Here is a 19,295-nt window from a genome sequence, read left to right on the forward strand (position 1 = left end):
CGTTGTCGCCCACTGTTTTTCGTCACGGGGGGTCAGGCGCGTTTGCGTTCGGAGCCGGCCGACTTGGATGTCCTCTTCTTCGCAGCGGTGTCTGCTGCCTTCTTCTTCGCAGGTGCGGCCTTCTTTCCGGCGGCGGCCACACTTCGCTGAAGTGCCGCCACCAGATCGACGACTTCGGCGTCCTCACCGGCCGTGCCCACATGGGAGACCGGGATGACTTTCTTTCCACCGGAACTGATCATCTCGTCGAGTAGGGCCCGCAATTGTGTCTGATATTCGTCGGTGAACTCCGTGGGGGCGAAATCCTCGGCCATGCTGTCGACGAGTGTCTCGGCCATCGCCAGTTCCTTCGCCTTTGGTTGCTCGACGTTTTCAAGTGAAGGGAATTCGGCCGCGCGTACCTCGTCCGGCCACAACAGGGTCTGAATGACCAACACGCCGTCACGAGAACGCATGGCCGCCAATCGAGTGCGCTGACGCAGCGTGAAGTGGACAAGGGCCGTGCGGTCACTTTTCGCGAGTGCCGTCGCAAGTAGTGCATACGCCCTCGGCGAACTGGAGTCCGGTTCGAGAAAGTAGCTCTTCTCGAACAGAATGGGATCGATCTGTTCCGTCGGAACAAATTGCAGAACCGGTATCTCGTGTTTCTCGGCGGCGGGTAATTTCCCGAAGTCGTCGTCGGTCAAAACGACGCGGACGCCGTCGTCAGAATCGTAGGCCTTGTCGATGTCCGCGTACTGCACGATATTGCCGCATTCTGTGCAGACGCGGTTGTACTTGATACGGCCGCCGTCCTTGGCGTGGACCTGGTGGAACTTGATATCGTGATCTTCGGTTGCCGAATAGACCTTGACCGGCACATTCACGAGACCGAACGCTATCGAGCCCTTCCAAATAGACCGCATGCATTCCATGATCGTCTGTTTTGGTCCATTCTCGCGTCAGTTCATCGAATTTCTCGGGCGAAGGGCCGAACTCAGAATTACGCCCCTAATTTCATTCGAAGAAGCTGAGAACATCCGGCGCATCGCAGCCGCCGTTCCGCGCGGATTCGCACGGTCGGACAAGTACGCCGCTTGTAGTCGTATCGGTAGGTCGAAGAAGTGCTCGAAGAACTCGGGGACCTGTTCGGCGTCCAGATTCAACAGCACGCGAAGACCGAGTGATCGGAGAGCGGCAACGGTGCGAGCCCGCCACGGCCAGAGACCATCGGATCGTCCGTCGCGCAGTTGGTGAGCCAGAACATCCGCGTATCTGAGGGACGTCGCAACGCTGAAGCCGGTTCCAGGATGCATCAGTCCTGCTCGCGCACCGAACCGTAGTGGGTCCGATGCGCGGGAACTTCCAGGACTATGCGGTGGTTCGACCGCGAAGCGCACCCTCTCGACGTCCGAGTGCGGTGGAACGATTACGCGCCTTTCGCGTAGTCGGCGAAGGAGGCGAGAAGTCAGCTCCGGAATCGGAATGGGAGGCCGGCCTACCAGGCATGTCTCCTCGAGCAGGTAGGCGTCCGGTCCGAGCGGAACGCCATATAGGAAGGACGGCGGCGCAGAGGGTAACGTGCCGTTGTCCCGGCGCCAGTCCATGAACACCGCATTCTCACCGCATAGTGCTTGGGCGGCGACGTCGGGTTGCACGACGATTCCATACGCCGTCTGCTGAGCAAGGCCGTGGCTGTCCCCGGTTCCGCGAGCATCGACCACCGCGCGAGCGTTGAGAATGGAGCCGTCGGCGAGGCGGACGCAGGTGGGGGAGAGGTTTACTGCTCTACCAGAGACAACCGTGCCCGAGTCTTTCATGAGTAGTGAGCGCAGTGCTGATGTGTCCAAGACACAGTAGGTGCGATCGATCGTGTGCCGCCGCGTGGTCCAGGCAGTCGGTCTGGCAACGCTCGAGGCGATAGTGCGGCGTGGGAGCCAGTCGGGGAGTTCGTCCTCCCACGCCGCATACGTCGCCTTCCAAGGTCGTCGGGGGAGCGGATCGACCGAGGCCACCGATAACCCGAGTGCGGTGGAGCGGTGAGCGAGTGCGCGGCCCGCCGGCCCGAGGCCGACGATCACGACGTCCCAGACGTGTGATGGCACGCGAGTCGTCACGTCGCCAGCCTTTCACACCTGCACTCGTTCCGGGATCGGCCCCCGACGGAATGGCTGGAGTTACCGAATCGGGGGCCGGTCGGGTTCGAAAACATCGTCAGTTGAAGTTGCGGGCGATGACTTCCTCCACCAGGGCCGCTGAAGGGAAGTCCGCGAATACGATCCCGGTGCGGCCGGTGCCGGAGTCGCGTAGGTAGTCTTCCGTGCGGGGGACTATGCCGGTGACGTTCCGGGTCCCCTTTGCCACAGTCATCGGTAGTACGCCATCGATAATTGCTCCGAGATCCTCGCCGCTGGTCGCGTTCAGTCCATTGACGAACATCGTCTGCATCGAGCCTTGTTCGGCCTTCTCGAACTGGTCGCGGACCTTCTCCCATTTCGTGTCGATGTCGTCGAGGCTGGGGAGGAGGTAGTCGTCCTGGATGTCCATGTTGCGCCCCCACCGGGGCCCGTAGACACCATCGGCGCTGAAGTTCTGCAGAATGACGACTTGGCCGCGGATCTCACCTAGATCTGGGATCGCGCCGTCGTAGTCAGCGGGTGGTGTCCACAGGTATTCGCTCAGCAGGTCACGTGTGTCGGGGTTGTCGTGGATGTACCAGTTCAACGTGTCCTCGTACGAGCGGGTGTTCTCGGCGTCCTTGTACTCCTTCTGCATCCGCATGAACACGGTCTCGCTCGGATTCTCGCGCAGGAATTCGCTGACCGTGCTCACGACGTCGGCGAAGTCGGCCTGCAGGTACTCGATGCCGTGGTGGATCGGAAACTCGTCCTGGTAGTGCCGGGTGCGGATGTCGAGCACCCGTATCCCGGCGTTGAGTTGAGTGGCGAGATCGAAGTCCTGAGTGGCGCCGATGAGTGAGGCGCTGTAGGCCATGGTGTCGTGGGTGCCCGGTAGGGACAGTTCTGTCGGGTTGGCCGAATCGGGAAGATCTCCCATCCAGTCGGGCGCAGACATGCTGTCGAGGTCGTCGCTCCCCATACTGCCGGCAACGAAATCGCTGCTGCCGAAGCTCGATGACGCCGCTGATGCTGTGGCGGGGTTCATTAAAGCCATCAACAGCATCAGACTCAGGGCAAGTGCCCGCAGCACACTACGGCGCCCGGGAAGGGTGGTGTTGGTCAACGCGGTCTCCTTTTGAGGGGCATACGCACTCACAAACTGCGATGCCCGAAATACGAACGGCCCACTATTGCAGGAAGCAAGCCGCAGAGGGACTGTTTCGATGTATTGCGTCTCGGCTCGGTCGGGGGGAACTCGGAGTGTGGCTCTCACGCTCGACTAGTCGAAATTGCGGGCGATGATCGCTTCGACCATTTTTGCGGTGGGGAAGTCGGCCATCACGATGCCGGTGCGGCCGGTGCCGGTCTCACGTAGATAGTCTTCCGTGCGGGGGACTATCCCGGTGACCTTCCGGGTTCCCTTCGCGACAGTCATCGGCAGTACGCCATCGAGAATCGCGCCGAGATCCTCCCCGCTGGTCGCATTCAGGCCATTGATGAACAGCGTGTCCATCGAGCCTTCCGCGGCTTTCTCGAAGTGTGCGCGGACCTTCTGCCATTTCGTCTCGATCTCGTCGAGGGTCGGCAGGATCCAGTCGTTCTGGCTGTCCCGCTTGCCGCCGCGGGGCCCGTAGACGTTCTCGGCAGTGAAGTTCTGCATGATGACGAACTGGCCGCGGATCTCACCCAGGTCCGGGATTGTGTTGTCGTAGTCGGCGGGTGGCGTCCACAGGTATTCGGCCAGCAGGTCACGAGTGTCGGGGTTGTCGTGGATGTACCAGTTCAACGTGTCCTCGTACGACCTCGTGTTCCTGGTCTCGGTGTACTCCTTCTGTATGTTCATGAGCACGGTCTCGCTCGGATTGTCGCGCAAGAATTCACTGACCGTCCGCACGACATCGGCGAAGTCGGCCTGCAAGTACTCGATGCCGTGGTGGATCGGAAACTCGTCCCGGAAGTGTCGGGTCCGGATGTCGAGCACTCGGACACCGGCGTTGAGTTGGGTCGCGAGATCGTAGTCCTGGGTGGCACCGATGAGTGTGGCGCTGTAGGCCATGGTGTCGTGGGTGCCCACCAGGGACAGTTCGGTCGGGTTGACGGAATCGGGTAGATCTCGCATCCAGGCCGGCTCGGACAGGGCGTCGAGGCCGCCGCGGCCCATGCTGCCGGCAACGAAATCGCTGCTCCCGAAGCTCGATGAGGTTGCCGAGGCTGTGGCGGAAAGCATGGGAACCGACAGCACTACCGGGCTCAGGGCAAGTGCCCGCAGCACGCTCCGGCGTCCGAGACGGTCGGTGTCGGTCAATGTAAGTCTCCTCGTCGTATCACGTACCCGCCCGAGGTCCATCCCCGCCGGATTGCAAAGAGCACAATATGGCAGGGAATGTGATGTGGTGGAGCGGGTTCGGCAAAATATAGCCGCCACCGCGTTGCGGGCGAGGGACCGGGTCCGTCACTGCAGGCGGGAAGTCGCAGCGGAGGTGGGCTCGAGATTGGCCGTTTACTTATCTTCTTGATCGCGGGCGCGACCGTCGGATCAAACAGTCTCGGCCTCGGACGGAACGCCCGGAAATGCAGAACTATTTTGAGAGCGTTCGGGGCCGACCCGCAACATCGCATCGCGGTGAATCGTCTCAGCCTAGAGTTCGACGCAGGAGGCGCTACTGGGGCGAGGCGGGGGGGGGCGATCCGCGGACCTACGAATCGCATATGGGGGACAGTGTCTCCCGGGCTGCCTGCTATATGAGTAGGGGAGTGGATGCGGCGATTGCCAGGGCGCTGCCACGGGGGATCGAGCCAATTCGCGGACTGCTACTTGCGGTTCCGTGATCGAGGGATCGCAATACGGTGTGTCGACTCGGGCCGTGACGGAACAGCATAATTGCCCGAACTAAAAGGGCAGCGCGCCCAATCCGCACAAGTCCCCAGAAACCTCGTCACGTCACCAACACGTTCCAACAAACGATCAAGCCATGACGATCGCGGCGGCACCGACGCGCAGTTCGTGGCCCCGGTTCGTGGGGAGAGGCTCGAGCCGGGCGGACCTTCTGTGGTCTGGAAGCTGGTGATCGGGGCTTGGGTCAGGCGAGGTGTTGGTTCTCGATTAATGGCCATGCGGTGGAGGCCTGCTTGACGTATAGCGGTATTACCAGTAAGACCTAAATTGTTCTGTCGTGGGTGTACCGCCCAGTCCATCGCTCGCCGAGCGGGCATGTCTACGAAACGAGGTGCGCATGAATATCCCTGCTGGACTTGGCGTCGCAGTCACCGGAGGTGTAGGAGATATCGGCCGAGCGATTGCGGCTCTGCTGCTTGACTGTGGTGCGCAGGTGACGTTGCTCGATATTGCGACAGACGATCAGGCTGCTGCGGTGGTCGATAGTTTCGGCGCGCCCGGGAAGGTGTGCTACCGGCGGATGGACGTGCGCGATCCCGACGCCGTTGCAGCGACGCTGGCGTCGATCGATCCGCTGGATGTGGTGGTGAGCAACGCTGCGATCGTAGAGTCCGCTCCCTTTCTCGAGATCACCCCGAAACAGTGGAATTCCCAACTCGAGTCGAACCTGACGGGTTGTTTCAACGTGGGGCAATCTGCGGCGCGCATCATGCTCGACCGGGGCAAGCCGGGCCGAATCGTGTTGACCTCATCCTTTATTCAGGAGATGCCGTGGCCCGAGGTGGCCGCGTACTCGGTCACCAAGGCTGGTGTACGAATGCTTACCCGTTGCATGGCGGCGGAGTTGGCCGAGCATGGAATCCTCGTCAATGCTGTGGCCCCGGGGATCGTCTACGCGGGAATGGCCAAGCGGCAGTTGGAGACCGAACCGCAGTACGCTGCGCGGGTAGCCACAGCCGTTCCGCTGGGTCGACTGCAGACTGCTGAACAGGTGGCACGTTCCGTCGGGGTGTTGTGCTCCGATGCCGGCGACTACATGACAGGTAGCGTGTTGCTCGCCGATGGGGGCGCATCACTGCGCGTCCCACAAGCCGCAACGGTGGCCTCCGAGGATTCGTGATCGGGATCGAAAGGCAACATTGCGCTTGGGTGGGTACCATCGGCTCCGCTTCTGATCGCGACATCCCATAGGAGATCGGGCGGATTGGTCCACGGGCAGTCTCAAACGGGCCTGCGGATCCAGTCTGCTGCCGCTATGGTCATACCGGTCTATCCTTGTGGCCTCACCGAGGAAGGGTTTCCCCACCATGGCATCTCCGTCTGCGCCGAATGGCGCCGCGCGGGTACCGTATTTCACCCAGGAGCAGGTGCTCAGTCAGATCGAGCAGCGAATTCTCAGCGGCACCCTTGCGGTTGGTGACCGACTACCGTCGGAGCGTGCCCTGTGCACCGAGTACAAGGTGAGTCGCCCCGTAATCCGGGAGGTGCTGCGGGGTTTGCAGGAGCGTGGCTACATCGACGTATTTCCTGGCCGCGGGTCGTTCGTGCGCGAAGTGGCCCCCAGCGATCTTGCGCGGCCGCTGGCGCGTATGGCGCAGCGCAGCAACGTCACTGCCCGGCATCTGGTGTCCGCACGCACGATGCTCGAATGTGAGGCGGCCGCGATGGCTGCAAAGAATGGCAGCGACGAACAGGTCGCTGTGATCGGGGATGCCCTGCACCGGCACCAAGCCGCCCGGATCCTGCCCGAGATGGCGCGTACCGATCTCGAATTCCACGAGGCGGTAGCGCAGGCCAGCACGAACCCGGTGATCGCTGTGATGTTCGGGGCCATCCGTTCCCTGGTGTACGGGCTGATGCTGCGCAGTCTCAGCGACCGGAAAGTCACGCAGGCCGGCGATCCCTGGCACGTTGCCATCTACGACGCGATCGCAGCAAGGGACGCGGACAAGGCACGTGCGGCCATGGCCGAGCACCTACGGCTCGCGCTGGACTATTACGGCGAAGACCTGGACCTTCCGCTCGACGATGTGCTGACCGCCTGGGGTATCGACGTCTCTCGGATCGATCACGACCTCGCCTAGTCGGGGAAGGCTCCTTCGGATGCCCGTTTGTTGCCCGCTGATCCGGTACTGACATTCGAAGTATTGACAGTGGCGAGCCAATAGTCACACAATAGTGGTCAGACCAGTAAGACCAAATGTCCTTTGTTGGTCAGTTCACAGGATTGTTGAACGTGGCCGGCCTCGACTCCCATCAGCGTGGATGGTCACCGTTCTCTGCGCGAGCTTCCGGCTGTTCCGCGCCCCGCTGATCGAGGCAACAGCGAGGACTGCGACATCATCTGTCGCGCACCGGAAGGAACTCAACGGCAGTGAAGATCGAGGACGTCCAGGTCATCGTCACCAGCCCGACTCGCAACTTCGTGACCCTCAAGATTACGACCTCCGATGGCGTTGTCGGCCTCGGCGACGCCACACTCAACGGCCGCGAGTTGGCCGTCTCGTCCTACCTGCGGGACCATGTCGGACCACTTCTGATAGGGCGCGACCCCAGTCGGATCGAGGACACCTGGAACTACCTGTACAAGGGTGGGTACTGGCGACGCGGACCGGTCACGATGGCCGCGATCGCCGCGGTCGACATGGCGTTGTGGGACATCAAGGGCAAGGTCGCCGGTATGCCCGTGTATCAGCTCCTCGGCGGCGCTTCCCGTGCCGGGTGCCTCGCCTATACCCACGCCACCGGAGCGGATGTGCCCGAGCTGATCGACTCGGTGCACCGGGAACTCGAACTCGGCTATCGTGCAGTCCGCGCGCAGACAGGCGTGCCCGGCCTCAATCATGTCTACGGGATCAGTCACTCCGGCGAAGCCGACTACGAGCCCGCCGGACGCGGCGCCCGGCCTTTCGAGGAAGACTGGGACACGTCGGCGTATCTGCGCCATATCCCGTCGGTCTTCGAGGAGTTGCGCAACCAATTCGGCAGCGAGCTGCCGTTGCTACACGACGTACACCATCGGCTCACGCCCCAGCAGGCAGCGCGACTGGGCAGGGACCTCGAGCCCTACGACCTGTTTTGGCTCGAGGACGTCACCCCTGCCGAGAACCCAGCGTCGTTGCGATTGGTACGCCAGCACACCACGATTCCGCTCGCCATCGGGGAAGTGTTCAACAGCATCTGGGATACCGAACTACTGCTGCGTGAACAGCTGATCGATTTCATTCGCTGCGCGATCGTGCACACCGGAGGCATCACACACGTTCGCAAGATCTGGTCGTTGGCCGAGCTGTATCAGGTGCGTACCGCATCCCACGGACCCACCGATGTTTCTCCGGTCAGTATCGCTGCCGCCCTGCACATGGGCCTTTCGGCACCGAACTTCGGCATCCAAGAGCACATGCGTCAGCAGCCGCTCGTTGACGAGGTGTTTCGTCACGCCTTCCGATTCGACGACGGCTACCTGCATCCCGGTGACGATCCGGGACTCGGGGTCAGCCTCGATGAGGAGCTCGCCTCCCGCTACCCCTACGAGAGCGCCTATCTCCCGGTTGCGTACCTGCGCGACGGCACCGTCCACGACTGGTAACGCGTACCCGATGCCGGCCTCGGAAGGAGCGCACCCATGAAGGCTGCCCGGTGGTTCGGTCGCGGCGAGATCACCGTCGTCGACATCGCGGCGCCGGTACCTACGCCGGAGCAAGCGCTGCTGCGAGTCCTGTGGTGCGGCATCTGCGGCTCCGACCTCGAGGAGTACCGAAACGGGCCGCTGACCATCCCGGTGACCCACCCTCACCCGGGCAGTGGACGGGTCGCCCCCATCACTCTCGGTCACGAGGTAGTTGCCGTCGTGGAACAGGCTGCCGCTGATGGCAGCGGATTCCCCGCAGGCACCGTCGTCATCCCCGACGTCGTCGTCGGCTGCGGAACCTGTTGGTGGTGCAATCGCCACGACGAAGGACTGTGCCCGCAGCTCACGGTGCTCGGTCTACACGATGACGGCGGCCTCGCCGAATACATGGTCGCCCGAGCCGACCGCTGTGTACCGGTTCCGCCCTCGCTCGACCCCGCCCACGCCGCGCTTGCCGAACCCACCGCCGTGGCCGTGCGCGCCCTCGACAAGGTGCCGCGCATCCTCGGTTCCACCGTCCTGATCCTCGGCGGCGGGACCACCGGACTCCTCATCGCCCAGATTGCCCGTAGTCACGGCGCCGAGGCAGTCTTCGTCGTCGACGTTCGCGACGATCGCCTGAAACTCGCCGAGCAGCTCGGGGCCAGCCCAATCCGCCCAGATGAGCTGTCCGCGCTGCTGGCCTCCCTGCCGGAACCGGGAATCGACACGGTACTGGAATGTTCAGGCAGCCCTGGTCTGCTCAATCGGGCCGTGCAAGCCGTCCGCCCGGGCGGCACCGTCATCGCGGTCGGGCTACATGGTGGTGACGGGCCGGTCGACATTCCAGCGCTCGTCATCGGGGAACGGCGCATACTCGGCACCGCCGCGCACATGTATGACGTCGACGTCCGCGCCGCCGTCCAACTTCTGGCTGCAGGCACAGTTGACCCCAAACCGCTTATCACACACCGTATCCCGCTCGACGACACGGCTCCCGTCGCCCTGCCACTGCTCGCCGACCCCGCGGCCGGTGCGGTGAAGGTGCTCATCAACTGCTCCGGAGAAACCGGACCGGAAACCGAAAATCCGCCATAGCGATCCCGCGACGACACCGATTCCCCCATAGCCCTCCAGCTCCCAGGAAAACGTTATGTCCAACACCATGAGTACCTCCTCTTCCACCGATCAGAGTGCACACCGCCTACGCCATGTCGTCCTGATTTCGTCCGCCGCCGCCATGGGCGGGTTCCTGTTCGGCTATGACAGCGCCGTCATCAACGGAGCCGTCGAAGGCATCCGCGGGAGGTTCGATATCGGGTCCGCCACCCTCGGGACCGTGATCGGGATCGCCCTTCTCGGTGCTGCGGTCGGTGCCATGACGGCCGGGCGCCTCGCCGACCGCATCGGACGCCGCCGCGTCATGCAGATCGCAGCCCTCTTCTTCGCGATCAGTGGTATCGGGTCGATGCTCCCGTTCACCGTGTGGGATCTCAGCGTGTGGCGCGCCCTAGGCGGAGTCGCGATTGGGATGGCATCCGTGATCGGACCCGCCTACATCGCCGAGGTGGCACCAGCAGAGCACCGAGGCAAACTCGGGTCCTTACAGCAAGCCGCGATCGTGCTGGGCATCGCGATATCCCAGCTGGTCAACTTCGCGATACTCGGCCTGGCGGGTGGCGACCAGCGGGGCCCGCTCCTCGGCCTCGAGGCATGGCAGATCATGCTCGGCATCGAAGTCCTGCCCGCACTCGTCTACGGGTTTGTGGCGCTACGCATCCCGGAGTCGCCGCGCTACCTTGTCGCTCGAGGCCAGATCGCCGAAGCCAAACTCGTGCTCGCCGACATCGAACGCGCCGGCACCGATCTCGATGCCGAAGTCGCCCGCATCGATACCCAGATGCACTCGGACCACAAGCCGCAACTACGCGACCTTCTCGGCGGACGCGCCGTCCTACTGCCCATCGTCTGGATCGGCATTGCACTGGCCCTTTTCCAGCAGATGTCCGGTATCAACGTCATCTTCTACTACAGCGCCACCCTGTGGCAGTCGGTCGGCATCGATGCGTCGAGCTCCTTCTTCTACTCGTTCACCTCGTCGATCATCAACATCATCGGCACCATCATCGCGATACTCCTGATCGACCGGATCGGGCGCAAGACGCTCCTCGTTGTCGGCTCGGTCGGTATGGCTCTCTCGTTGGGCACCGCCGCCTGGGCCTTCTCGTTCCTCGTCGGGCAGGGTGACGACGCCTTCCTACCCGACCCGCAAGCAACCATTGCTCTCATCGCTGTGCATGCGTTCGTGCTGTTCTTCGCCTCGACGTGGGGTGTCATTCTGTGGGTCCTCCTCAGCGAAATGTTCCCGAACCGGATCCGCGTCGCCGCGCTGGGCGTCGGCTGCATGGTGGTATGGATCACCAATTGGTTGATTACGGTGACCTTCCCGAGCATGGCCGATTGGAGCCTGTCGGTTTCGTACTTCATCTTCGCGGCATTCGCTGCAGTATCCGCTCCGTTCGTGATCCTGTTCGTGCGTGAGACCAAGGGCAAGACGCTAGAGGATCTGGGATCGGTTCGATCCATTCACCACAGTCGGACCGAGAGTTAGGGAAATCACTGGTCGGCGCGTTCTCCGGCTGTCGAACTTCAAGGTAAAATCGCTGATTCGTGTGTTCTGCGCGAGGGCATTCTTCAGCGCGAGCGTGATTTTCCTAGGAGTTCTGTTTGATCACCGCCACCGACCTGGAAGTTCGAGCGGGAGTGCGGACGTTGTTGTCCGCCCCCGGGCCGGCCTTGCGGGTACAGCCGGGCGACCGCATCGGTCTCGTGGGCCGCAACGGTGCCGGCAAGACGACGACGCTCCGCATCCTGTCCGGTGAGGGCGAGCCGTACGCCGGGTCGGTCATGCGCACCGGTGATCTCGGTTATCTTCCGCAGGATCCCAAGGAAGGCGACCTCGACATCCTCGCGAAGGATCGGGTGCTCTCCGCGCGAGGCCTCGACTCACTGCTGCGGGAGATGGAGAAGCAGCAGATCCTGATGGCTGAGGTCGTAGACGACGCCGAGCGGGAGAAGGCCGTGCGCAAGTACGGCAACCTCGAAGACCGTTTCTCCGCACTCGGTGGCTACGAGGCCGAGAGCGAGGCGGCGCGTATCTGCGGCAGCCTCGGGTTGGCGGACCGCATCCTCGGGCAGCAGTTGCGCACCCTGTCCGGTGGGCAGCGGCGCCGCGTCGAGCTTGCCAGGATCCTGTTCGCCGCCTCGGATGGCAGCGGTGGACGATCCGACACGACGCTTCTGCTCGACGAACCGACCAACCACCTCGACGCCGACTCGATCACCTGGCTGCGCGGGTTCCTGCAGAACCACGAGGGCGGATTGATCGTGATCAGCCACGATGTCGACCTGCTCAATGACGTCGTGAACCGGGTGTGGTTCCTCGACGCGGTGCGCGGTGAGGCCGACGTCTACAACATGGGCTGGAAAAAGTACCTGGACGCTCGTGCCACCGATGAGCAGCGCCGCCGCCGCGAGCGGGCGAATGCGGAGAAGAAGGCGAGTGCCCTGCGCGCCCAGGCCGCGAAGCTCGGCGCGAAGGCAACCAAGGCCGTGGCAGCGCAGAACATGGCCAAGCGTGCCGACAAGCTGATCGCAGACCTGGACGCCGAACGAGTGTCGGACAAGGTGGCGAGGATCCGGTTCCCGGAACCGGCGGCATGCGGCAAGACGCCGCTGATGGCGGAGAACTTGACGAAGGTCTACGGTTCGCTCGAGATCTTCACCGGCGTCGACCTCGCCATCGACCGTGGTTCGCGGGTGGTGGTCCTCGGCCTCAACGGTGCGGGCAAGACGACGCTGCTTCGGATCCTCGCGGGAGTCGAGGCGTCGGACGGCGGGCGGCTGGCCCCCGGACACGGCCTCAAGGTCGGGTACTTCGCGCAGGAGCACGACACGCTCGACGACGACGCGTCCGTCTGGGAGAACATCCGTCACGCCGCTCCCGACACGGGGGAGCAGGAGCTTCGTTCGCTGCTCGGCGCCTTCATGTTCACCGGCCCGCAACTCGAACAGCCGGCAGGGACACTGTCCGGCGGCGAGAAGACTCGTCTGGCCCTCGCAGGTCTGGTGTCGTCAGCGGCGAACGTCCTCCTGCTCGACGAGCCGACGAACAATCTCGACCCCGTCTCGCGTGAACAAGTTCTGGACGCGCTGCGCAGCTACACCGGCGCCGTGGTACTGGTCACCCACGATCCAGGAGCTGCGGAGGCACTGGATCCGGAGCGGGTCATCCTCCTGCCGGACGGCACCGAGGACCACTGGTCGCAGGATTACCTCGAGCTCATCCAGCTCGCCTGATCGAAGTAGAGCTACCGGGGAAGAGGCTGGATCAGTCCCGGCGGCGGACGGATTCCTCGACGAGATCGAGCACGGCCGACAGATTGTCGGTCGCTTGACCCGATGCGATGCGTGCGACCAGCCCGTCGAGCACGAGGTCGAGGTACCCGATCAGGACATCGGTGGGCACGTCGTCGCGGAGGCGGCCCGCGGACTTCTGCCGCGCGAGTCGGGCCAGGGTCGCGTCGGTAAGTTCGGCCGAACGCAGCGACCAACTCTTGCGGAACTCGGGATCGGTACGCAGCCTACGGGCAATTTCGAGGCGTGTTCCGAGCCAGTCGAACTGCTCGGGCTGGGCCAACATGTCCCGCATCACCTGGACGAGGCCCTCCTGCGCAACGACGTCCGCCATCCTGGTCGCGTCCTCGTGGGCGAGGGCCAGGAACAGCCCGTCCTTGTCTTTGAAGTGATGGAAGATAGCCCCGCGCGAAAGCCCGGTGACTTCTTCGAGTCGGCGGACGGTGGCGCCGTCGTAGCCGTACTCGGCAAAGCAACGACGGGCGCCGTCCAGGATCTGACTGCGCCGGGCCGCAAGATGGTCTTCACTGACCTTTGGCACTTTCCCGTCCTCGTCTCACACTGCATGTGCCGACAGCGCGCACGGCGGACCCAGCCTGCAGCTGAGCCCGCCGTGCGCGTCGTTCGCTAGCGGACTAGCTCTTGATCATGTTGCGGAGCACGTACTGCAGGATGCCGCCGTTGCGGTAGTAATCGGCCTCACCGGGGGTGTCGATACGTACGACCGCGTCGAAGACGACCTTCTCGCCGTTCTCACGGGTAGCGGTGACCTTGACGGTCTTCGGCGTGACGCCCTCGTTGAGCTTCTCGATGCCTTCGATGTCGAAGACCTCGGTGCCGTCCAGCTCCAGCGACGCAGCGGACTCACCGGCCGGGAACTGCAGCGGCACGACGCCCATCCCGATGAGGTTGGAGCGGTGAATGCGCTCGAACGACTCGGTGATCACGGCCCGGACGCCGAGCAGGCGGGTGCCCTTGGCTGCCCAGTCGCGGGACGAGCCGGAGCCGTACTCCTTGCCGCCGAGGACGACCAGCGGGACGCCGGCCTTCTGGTAGTTCTGCGACGCGTCGTAGATGAACGCCTGAGGCGCACCGTCCTGGGTGAAGTCGCGGGTGTAGCCACCCGAGACGCCGTCCAGCAGCTGGTTCTGCAGGCGGATGTTCGCGAACGTGCCGCGGATCATCACCTCGTGGTTGCCGCGACGCGAGCCCAGGGAGTTGTAGTCCTTGCGCTCGACACCATGCGAGTCCAGGTACTGCGCAGCCGGAGTGCCGGGCTTGATCGGGCCGGCCGGGCTGATGTGGTCGGTGGTGACCGAGTCACCGAGCAGCGCCAGGACGCGAGCACCCTTGATGTCGGCGACCGGAGCGGGCTCCATGGTCATGCCGTCGAAGTACGGCGCCTTGCGGACGTAGGTCGAGTTCTCGTCCCACGCGAAGGTGTCGCCCTCCGGGGTGTCCAGGTTCTGCCAGCGGGAGTCGCCCTCGAAGACTGCCGCGTAGGACTTGCGGAACATGTCTTCGCTGATCGCCGACTTGATGGTGTCGTCGATCTCCTGCGCCGAAGGCCAGATGTCCTTCAGGAAGACATCGTTGCCGTCCTTGTCCTGGCCCAGGGCGTCGTTCTCGAAGTCGAAGTCCATCGTTCCGGCCAGCGCGTAGGCGATGACCAGCGGCGGGGACGCCAGGTAGTTCATCTTGACGTCGGGGGAGATTCGACCTTCGAAGTTGCGGTTACCGGAGAGGACGGCGGTGACCGACAGATCGTTGTCGTTGACAGCCTTGGAGATCTCCTCCGGCAGCGGGCCGGTGTTACCGATGCACGTGGTGCAGCCGTAACCGCCGAGGTAGAAGCCGAGCTTCTCGAGGTACGGCCACAGGCCGGCCTTCTCGTAGTAGTCGGAGACGACCTGTGAACCCGGAGCCATGTTGGTCTTGACCCACGGCTTGGTCTCGAGGCCCTTCTCGACCGCGTTGCGGGCGAGCAGCGCGGCACCGAGCATCACCGACGGGTTCGAAGTGTTGGTGCAGGACGTGATGCCCGCGACCACGACCGCGCCGTGGTCGAGCACGAAGTCGCCGCGCTCGGCGGAACGGACCTGCACCGGATTGGTCGGGCGGCCATCGGTGCCGTTCGCGGCGGACGGGATCGCAGCGTCGTCGTTCGCGGTCGAGTGTTCGACCGGATCGGACGCCGGGAACGACTCCTCGACGGCCTCGTCGAGCGCGGAGTGCGCAGCCTCGGCACCGTTGGTGACGTAGGTGACGATGTCGCGGCGGAAAGCGTTCTTCGACTCCGAAAGCAGGATGCGGTCCTGCGGGCGCTTCGGCCCGGCGATGGACGGCACGACGGTGCTCAGATCCAGCTCGAGGTACTCGGAGTACGCGGGCTCGTGGTCCGCGTCGTGCCACATGCCCTGCTCCTTGGCGTACGCCTCGACGAGCGCGAGCTGCTCGTCGCTGCGGCCGGTCAGGCGCAGGTAGTTGATGGTCTCCCCGTCGATCGGGAAGATCGCCGCGGTCGAGCCGAACTCGGGGCTCATGTTGCCCAGGGTCGCGCGGTTGGCCAGCGGCACCTCGGCGACGCCCTTGCCGTAGAACTCGACGAACTTGCCGACCACGCCGTGCTTGCGCAGCATGTCGGTGACGGTGAGCACGACGTCGGTCGCGGTCACGCCGGGCTGGATCTCACCGGTGAGCTTGAAGCCGACGACGCGCGGGATCAGCATGGAGACTGGCTGGCCGAGCATGGCTGCCTCGGCCTCGATGCCGCCGACGCCCCAGCCCAGCACACCGAGGCCGTTGACCATCGTGGTGTGCGAGTCGGTGCCGACACATGTGTCGGGGTACGCCTGTCCGCCCCGGGTCATGACGGTGGGGGCCAGGTATTCGATGTTGACCTGGTGGACGATGCCCATGCCCGGGGGGACGACCTTGAAGTCGTCGAAGGCGCCCTGGCCCCAGCGCAGGAACTGGTAGCGCTCGCCGTTGCGCTGGTACTCGAGGTCGACGTTGCGCTCGAGCGCGTCGGCACGGCCGAAGACGTCGAGGATCACCGAGTGGTCGATGACCATGTCGGCGGGGGAGAGGGGGTTGACCTTGTTCGGGTCGCCGCCGAGCGCGGTGACGGCCTCACGCATGGTGGCGAGGTCGACGACGCAGGGGACACCGGTGAAGTCCTGCATGATCACGCGCGCAGGCGTGAACTGGATTTCGACGCTCGGATCGGCGGATGGGTCCCAATTCGCGATGGCGCGAATGTGGTCGGCGGTGATGTTCGCGCCGTCCTCGGTGCGAAGCAGGTTCTCGGCAAGAACCTTCAATGCGTAGGGTAGTTTCTCGGTGCCGGGCACGGCCGCGAGGCGGAAGATCTCGTAGGAGTTCTCACCGACCTCGAGGGTGCCTTTGGCGCCGAACGAATCAATGCTCGTGCTCACGTCAGCTCCACTCGTCTATGAGGGTCGCCGCCGACGGGGCTGTGTCGACGGCTGGGGGTGTGCGGGCGCTGCTGATCCGTGTGCTGCGATGCTGGCGATGACGGAATCGGCGCGTACCGCGATACCGCCGACAGTCTAACAGTACGCTTGTCCTGTGAAAATTCGGGGCCGCCGTCGGATGTGAGTTCGGCCGACTATTCGAGAACCCTTCGGTGCGCCGCACATGGAGGCAACTAGGCTTCATCGACTCCTCACGTAGGGTTCACGCGAGGCCGATGTTTCTTACAGCAATCCCGGATGAGAGATGACTACCCTGATCGCCACAGCGCTACCTGCCAGTTCCACGCTGTCCGCCTACTCGGCACTGCCCCTGGCAACAGACCTTCCGGAAGGCATCGACGTCCCGGACGTCATCGCGGATGTGTCCCGTGACGGCGTATCGGCGCCGGCCGGGGAGGTCGGCGATCTCACCGCGGTGGTGGACCGGGCAGCCGAGCACGGCATCCAGTTGAGCATCGTGGTGCTGGACAGAAATCCCGGCCGTGACTCTCAACTGCGGGACCTCGCCACCGAGGTGGGCGAGGTAGAAGGCGGCACGGTCCTGGTGCTCAGTCCGAATTGGGTCGGCACTTACAGCGATTCGCTGAGTCGGGTTCTGCTCGAATCCGGCCAGGACTACACCTACACCGGCAACCCGGTGACCGCCGCCAACAACTTCGTCGACGAGATTGTGGAACCCGGACTCCCGTGGGCTCTGCTCACCGCGATCCTCATCGCCATTGTCGTGATCGCCTCGGCGGCTACCTTCGTCGCGAAATTGCGCCGCACGACCAAGCGCCGTGATGAGACGCCTGCGGCCGGCAACGGCCCGTCCGCCGCGCCCGCCCCGCCGGAGGAGTAGAGGCGCTGACGCGACGAAAGGGATCTGCGAGCATCCCTTTCGTCTCGAATCCAGATACTCCGAGATCCCCCGGAAACCGGGTCGCGATCCCGAAACTACCGCCTGACGGCGCACCCTCCACTGGCGTGGATGACCGTCGGTTCGACGGTCATGCACGCAGACATTCCCGCTGGTCGAATTACCCTTGTGTTATTTGTGACTATTGATTCCGAAGATGCCAGAAGTGTCGTACGGTGCAATTGGCGCTCTTGGGGAAGAAGTGTCACAGACTGGTGATTGGGGTCCGAGTGACGACGATGCCGTACTGCTCCGCATCGCCGGAACACGGGAAGGGTTGACTGCCGGATTTCTCCCCACAGCGAGCACAGCGATGTGCGAGAGGTTTCGCGCGACTCGGCTGTGTAGTCGGTGCGGAACCGAGGGAGATTGCTGTGAAGCGACATACACGGTTTGGATTCGGACACCGCAAGTTTCCTGGTGGGCTCAGTCGCGGTGTGCGTCTTCTGATCGGCCTGGGTGTCGTCGGCGCTTTGGTCGGAGGGACGCCCGTTCCGGCCGCCGCCGTGCCCCCTCCACCCCCGAACCCGTCGGATTCCGAGATCGCCCAGGCCCAAGCGCAGGTGAGGGCGGGAGTGGGGCAGGTCAGCGATCTCATAGAACAGGTAGCGGCGGCGGATCAGCAACTCGCTCAACTCGACAACGAGGTCGCGATCAAACGTGAGGCGGTGAACAAGGCCCTGGTCGATTTGCAGAACGCCCGCGCCGCGGCCGAAGTTGCAGCGGGCGTCGCCGCGGCGTCAGAGCAGGCGTTGCGCGACGCCGGCACCCAGATCGAACTCGCGCAGAAGGACTTCGACGAATACGCGCGGGCCAGCTACACGCGGGGCACCAACGCCTCGACGATTTCGGCCTATCTCGGCGCGGAGGGGCCCAGCGACGTCCTGGACCGTGCGATGGTTCTGAAACTCGTTGCTGATAGCCAGAAATCGATGCTGGACGGCCTGCAGCGGGCGCGAACCGAGCAGGCGAACCGGGATTCCGAGGCCCGCAAAGCCAAACAACTGGCGGACGAGGCAGCCGACAGGGCGGCGGCGTTGAAGTCGGCGGCCGAGCAGGCTATCGCGGTGGCGCAGTCCGCGCTGCAGGATCAGGAAGTGGCGAAGGAACAGATCGAGGCTGCCCGCGCTTCGGCGCAGGCTCGACTCGATAGCGCCCGTAGCAACGTCGTGGGTCTCCAGGGCCAGCGTGAGGCGTACATCGCCTGGGACGAGCAGCGCCGCGAAGAGGAAGCGCGGCAGGCGGCTGCCGAGGCAGCGGCGGGGGAGGCTGCTGCACGGGTCGCAGCCGATGAGGCGGCCCGCCAGCGCGCGGCAGACCTGGCCGCTCAGCAGCCTTCCCACACGGCGATCGATGATGATGCCGGGGGATATACGACGGGCGACACGAAGTCGACCCCGAAATCCAGGACCTGGGGAAACACCCGACCGACCGGAAGCGCGGCCATTGAGACCGTGATCGATCGCGGACTATCCCAGTTGGGTGTCCAGTACGCGTGGGGGGGCGGCGACGAGAACGGGCCTACCAAGGGAATCAGGGACGGTGGCGTCGCCGACAGCTATGGTGACTTCAACAAGGTGGGTTTCGACTGCTCGGGCCTGATGATCTACGCCTTCGCCGGAATCGGGATCTCCCTGCCTCATTACTCGGGCTACCAGTACACGGCCGGCAAGCAGGTGCCTTCGAAGGACATGAGGCGCGGTGACATGATCTTCTGGGGGCCGAACGCAAGTCGGCACGTTGCCCTGTATCTCGGCGACGGTCAGATGCTCGAAGCGCCACAATCCGGATCGAGGGTCAAGATCTCGCCGGTGCGGTGGGACGGCATGACCCCCTACGCTGTCCGTATGGTGTCTTGAGATGGTGTCTCGAGCGCGGG

Annotated in this window: 14 protein-coding genes; 8 read left to right on the plus strand and 6 right to left on the minus strand. The window is 64.0% G+C overall.

Annotation, left to right across the window (positions count from 1 at the left end):
- Positions 1-32: 32 nt before the first annotated feature.
- The 4 genes from ku to BFN03_RS07595 all read right to left on the minus strand — a co-directional run bounded on the left by ku (position 33) and on the right by BFN03_RS07595 (position 4,404).
- On the minus strand, positions 33-905 hold the full coding sequence (ku, locus tag BFN03_RS07580; RefSeq protein ID WP_442971868.1) for a non-homologous end joining protein Ku: 873 nt from the start codon (positions 903-905) through the stop codon (positions 33-35).
- A 36-nt stretch (positions 906-941) separates the two neighbouring features.
- The gene (locus tag BFN03_RS07585) at positions 942-2,096 is read right to left on the minus strand and encodes a lycopene cyclase family protein (protein ID WP_084385537.1); all 1,155 of its coding nucleotides are present in this window, start codon (positions 2,094-2,096) and stop codon (positions 942-944) included.
- Between the two features lie 97 nt (positions 2,097-2,193).
- On the minus strand, positions 2,194-3,222 hold the full coding sequence (locus BFN03_RS07590) for a phosphatidylinositol-specific phospholipase C (RefSeq protein WP_232320461.1): 1,029 nt from the start codon (positions 3,220-3,222) through the stop codon (positions 2,194-2,196).
- 156 nt (positions 3,223-3,378) lie between these two features.
- Positions 3,379-4,404, minus strand: coding sequence for a phosphatidylinositol-specific phospholipase C (locus BFN03_RS07595; RefSeq protein WP_232320463.1), 1,026 nt, complete (start codon positions 4,402-4,404; stop codon positions 3,379-3,381).
- A 928-nt stretch (positions 4,405-5,332) separates the two neighbouring features.
- Here BFN03_RS07595 and BFN03_RS07600 point away from each other — a divergent pair.
- The 6 genes from BFN03_RS07600 (at position 5,333) to BFN03_RS07625 (ending at position 12,964) form a co-directional block, all read left to right on the plus strand.
- Complete coding sequence (locus tag BFN03_RS07600) at positions 5,333-6,115, plus strand: SDR family NAD(P)-dependent oxidoreductase (protein WP_070378508.1); 783 nt, start codon at positions 5,333-5,335, stop codon at positions 6,113-6,115.
- A 187-nt stretch (positions 6,116-6,302) separates the two neighbouring features.
- Positions 6,303-7,079 (plus strand): FadR/GntR family transcriptional regulator, encoded by a 777-nt coding sequence (locus tag BFN03_RS07605; protein ID WP_070378509.1) that lies wholly within the window; start codon positions 6,303-6,305, stop codon positions 7,077-7,079.
- Between the two features lie 290 nt (positions 7,080-7,369).
- On the plus strand, positions 7,370-8,584 hold the full coding sequence (manD, locus tag BFN03_RS07610; RefSeq protein ID WP_070378510.1) for a D-mannonate dehydratase ManD: 1,215 nt from the start codon (positions 7,370-7,372) through the stop codon (positions 8,582-8,584).
- A gap of 36 nt (positions 8,585-8,620) precedes the next feature.
- The gene (locus tag BFN03_RS07615) at positions 8,621-9,703 is read left to right on the plus strand and encodes a zinc-dependent alcohol dehydrogenase (RefSeq protein ID WP_070378511.1); all 1,083 of its coding nucleotides are present in this window, start codon (positions 8,621-8,623) and stop codon (positions 9,701-9,703) included.
- 55 nt (positions 9,704-9,758) lie between these two features.
- Positions 9,759-11,216, plus strand: a complete 1,458-nt coding sequence (locus BFN03_RS07620) for a sugar porter family MFS transporter (protein ID WP_070378512.1) — start codon at positions 9,759-9,761, stop codon at positions 11,214-11,216.
- Between the two features lie 116 nt (positions 11,217-11,332).
- Positions 11,333-12,964 (plus strand): ABC-F family ATP-binding cassette domain-containing protein, encoded by a 1,632-nt coding sequence (locus BFN03_RS07625; protein ID WP_070378513.1) that lies wholly within the window; start codon positions 11,333-11,335, stop codon positions 12,962-12,964.
- Positions 12,965-12,995: 31 nt separating this feature from the next.
- Here the strand turns inward: BFN03_RS07625 and BFN03_RS07630 are convergent, their stop codons facing one another.
- Both BFN03_RS07630 and acnA read right to left on the minus strand, forming a co-directional pair.
- Positions 12,996-13,562: a TetR/AcrR family transcriptional regulator gene (locus tag BFN03_RS07630; RefSeq protein ID WP_070378514.1), complete on the minus strand. Its 567-nt coding sequence runs from the start codon at positions 13,560-13,562 to the stop codon at positions 12,996-12,998.
- 94 nt (positions 13,563-13,656) lie between these two features.
- A complete protein-coding gene (gene acnA / locus BFN03_RS07635; RefSeq protein WP_070378515.1) occupies positions 13,657-16,458 on the minus strand; it encodes an aconitate hydratase AcnA in 2,802 nt (933 codons plus the stop codon).
- A gap of 304 nt (positions 16,459-16,762) precedes the next feature.
- Between acnA and BFN03_RS07640 the strand changes: the two genes are divergently transcribed.
- Both BFN03_RS07640 and BFN03_RS07645 read left to right on the plus strand, forming a co-directional pair.
- Positions 16,763-17,359 carry an Rv1476 family membrane protein gene (locus BFN03_RS07640; RefSeq protein ID WP_070378516.1) on the plus strand — a complete coding sequence of 199 codons (597 nt, stop codon included), beginning with the start codon at positions 16,763-16,765 and terminating at the stop codon, positions 17,357-17,359.
- A gap of 431 nt (positions 17,360-17,790) precedes the next feature.
- On the plus strand, positions 17,791-19,275 hold the full coding sequence (locus BFN03_RS07645; protein ID WP_084385539.1) for an NlpC/P60 family protein: 1,485 nt from the start codon (positions 17,791-17,793) through the stop codon (positions 19,273-19,275).
- The last annotated feature ends 20 nt before the right edge of the window (positions 19,276-19,295 follow it).

Origin of the sequence: Rhodococcus sp. WMMA185 (assembly GCF_001767395.1) — a bacterium.
Lineage (GTDB): Bacteria > Actinomycetota > Actinomycetes > Mycobacteriales > Mycobacteriaceae > Rhodococcus_F.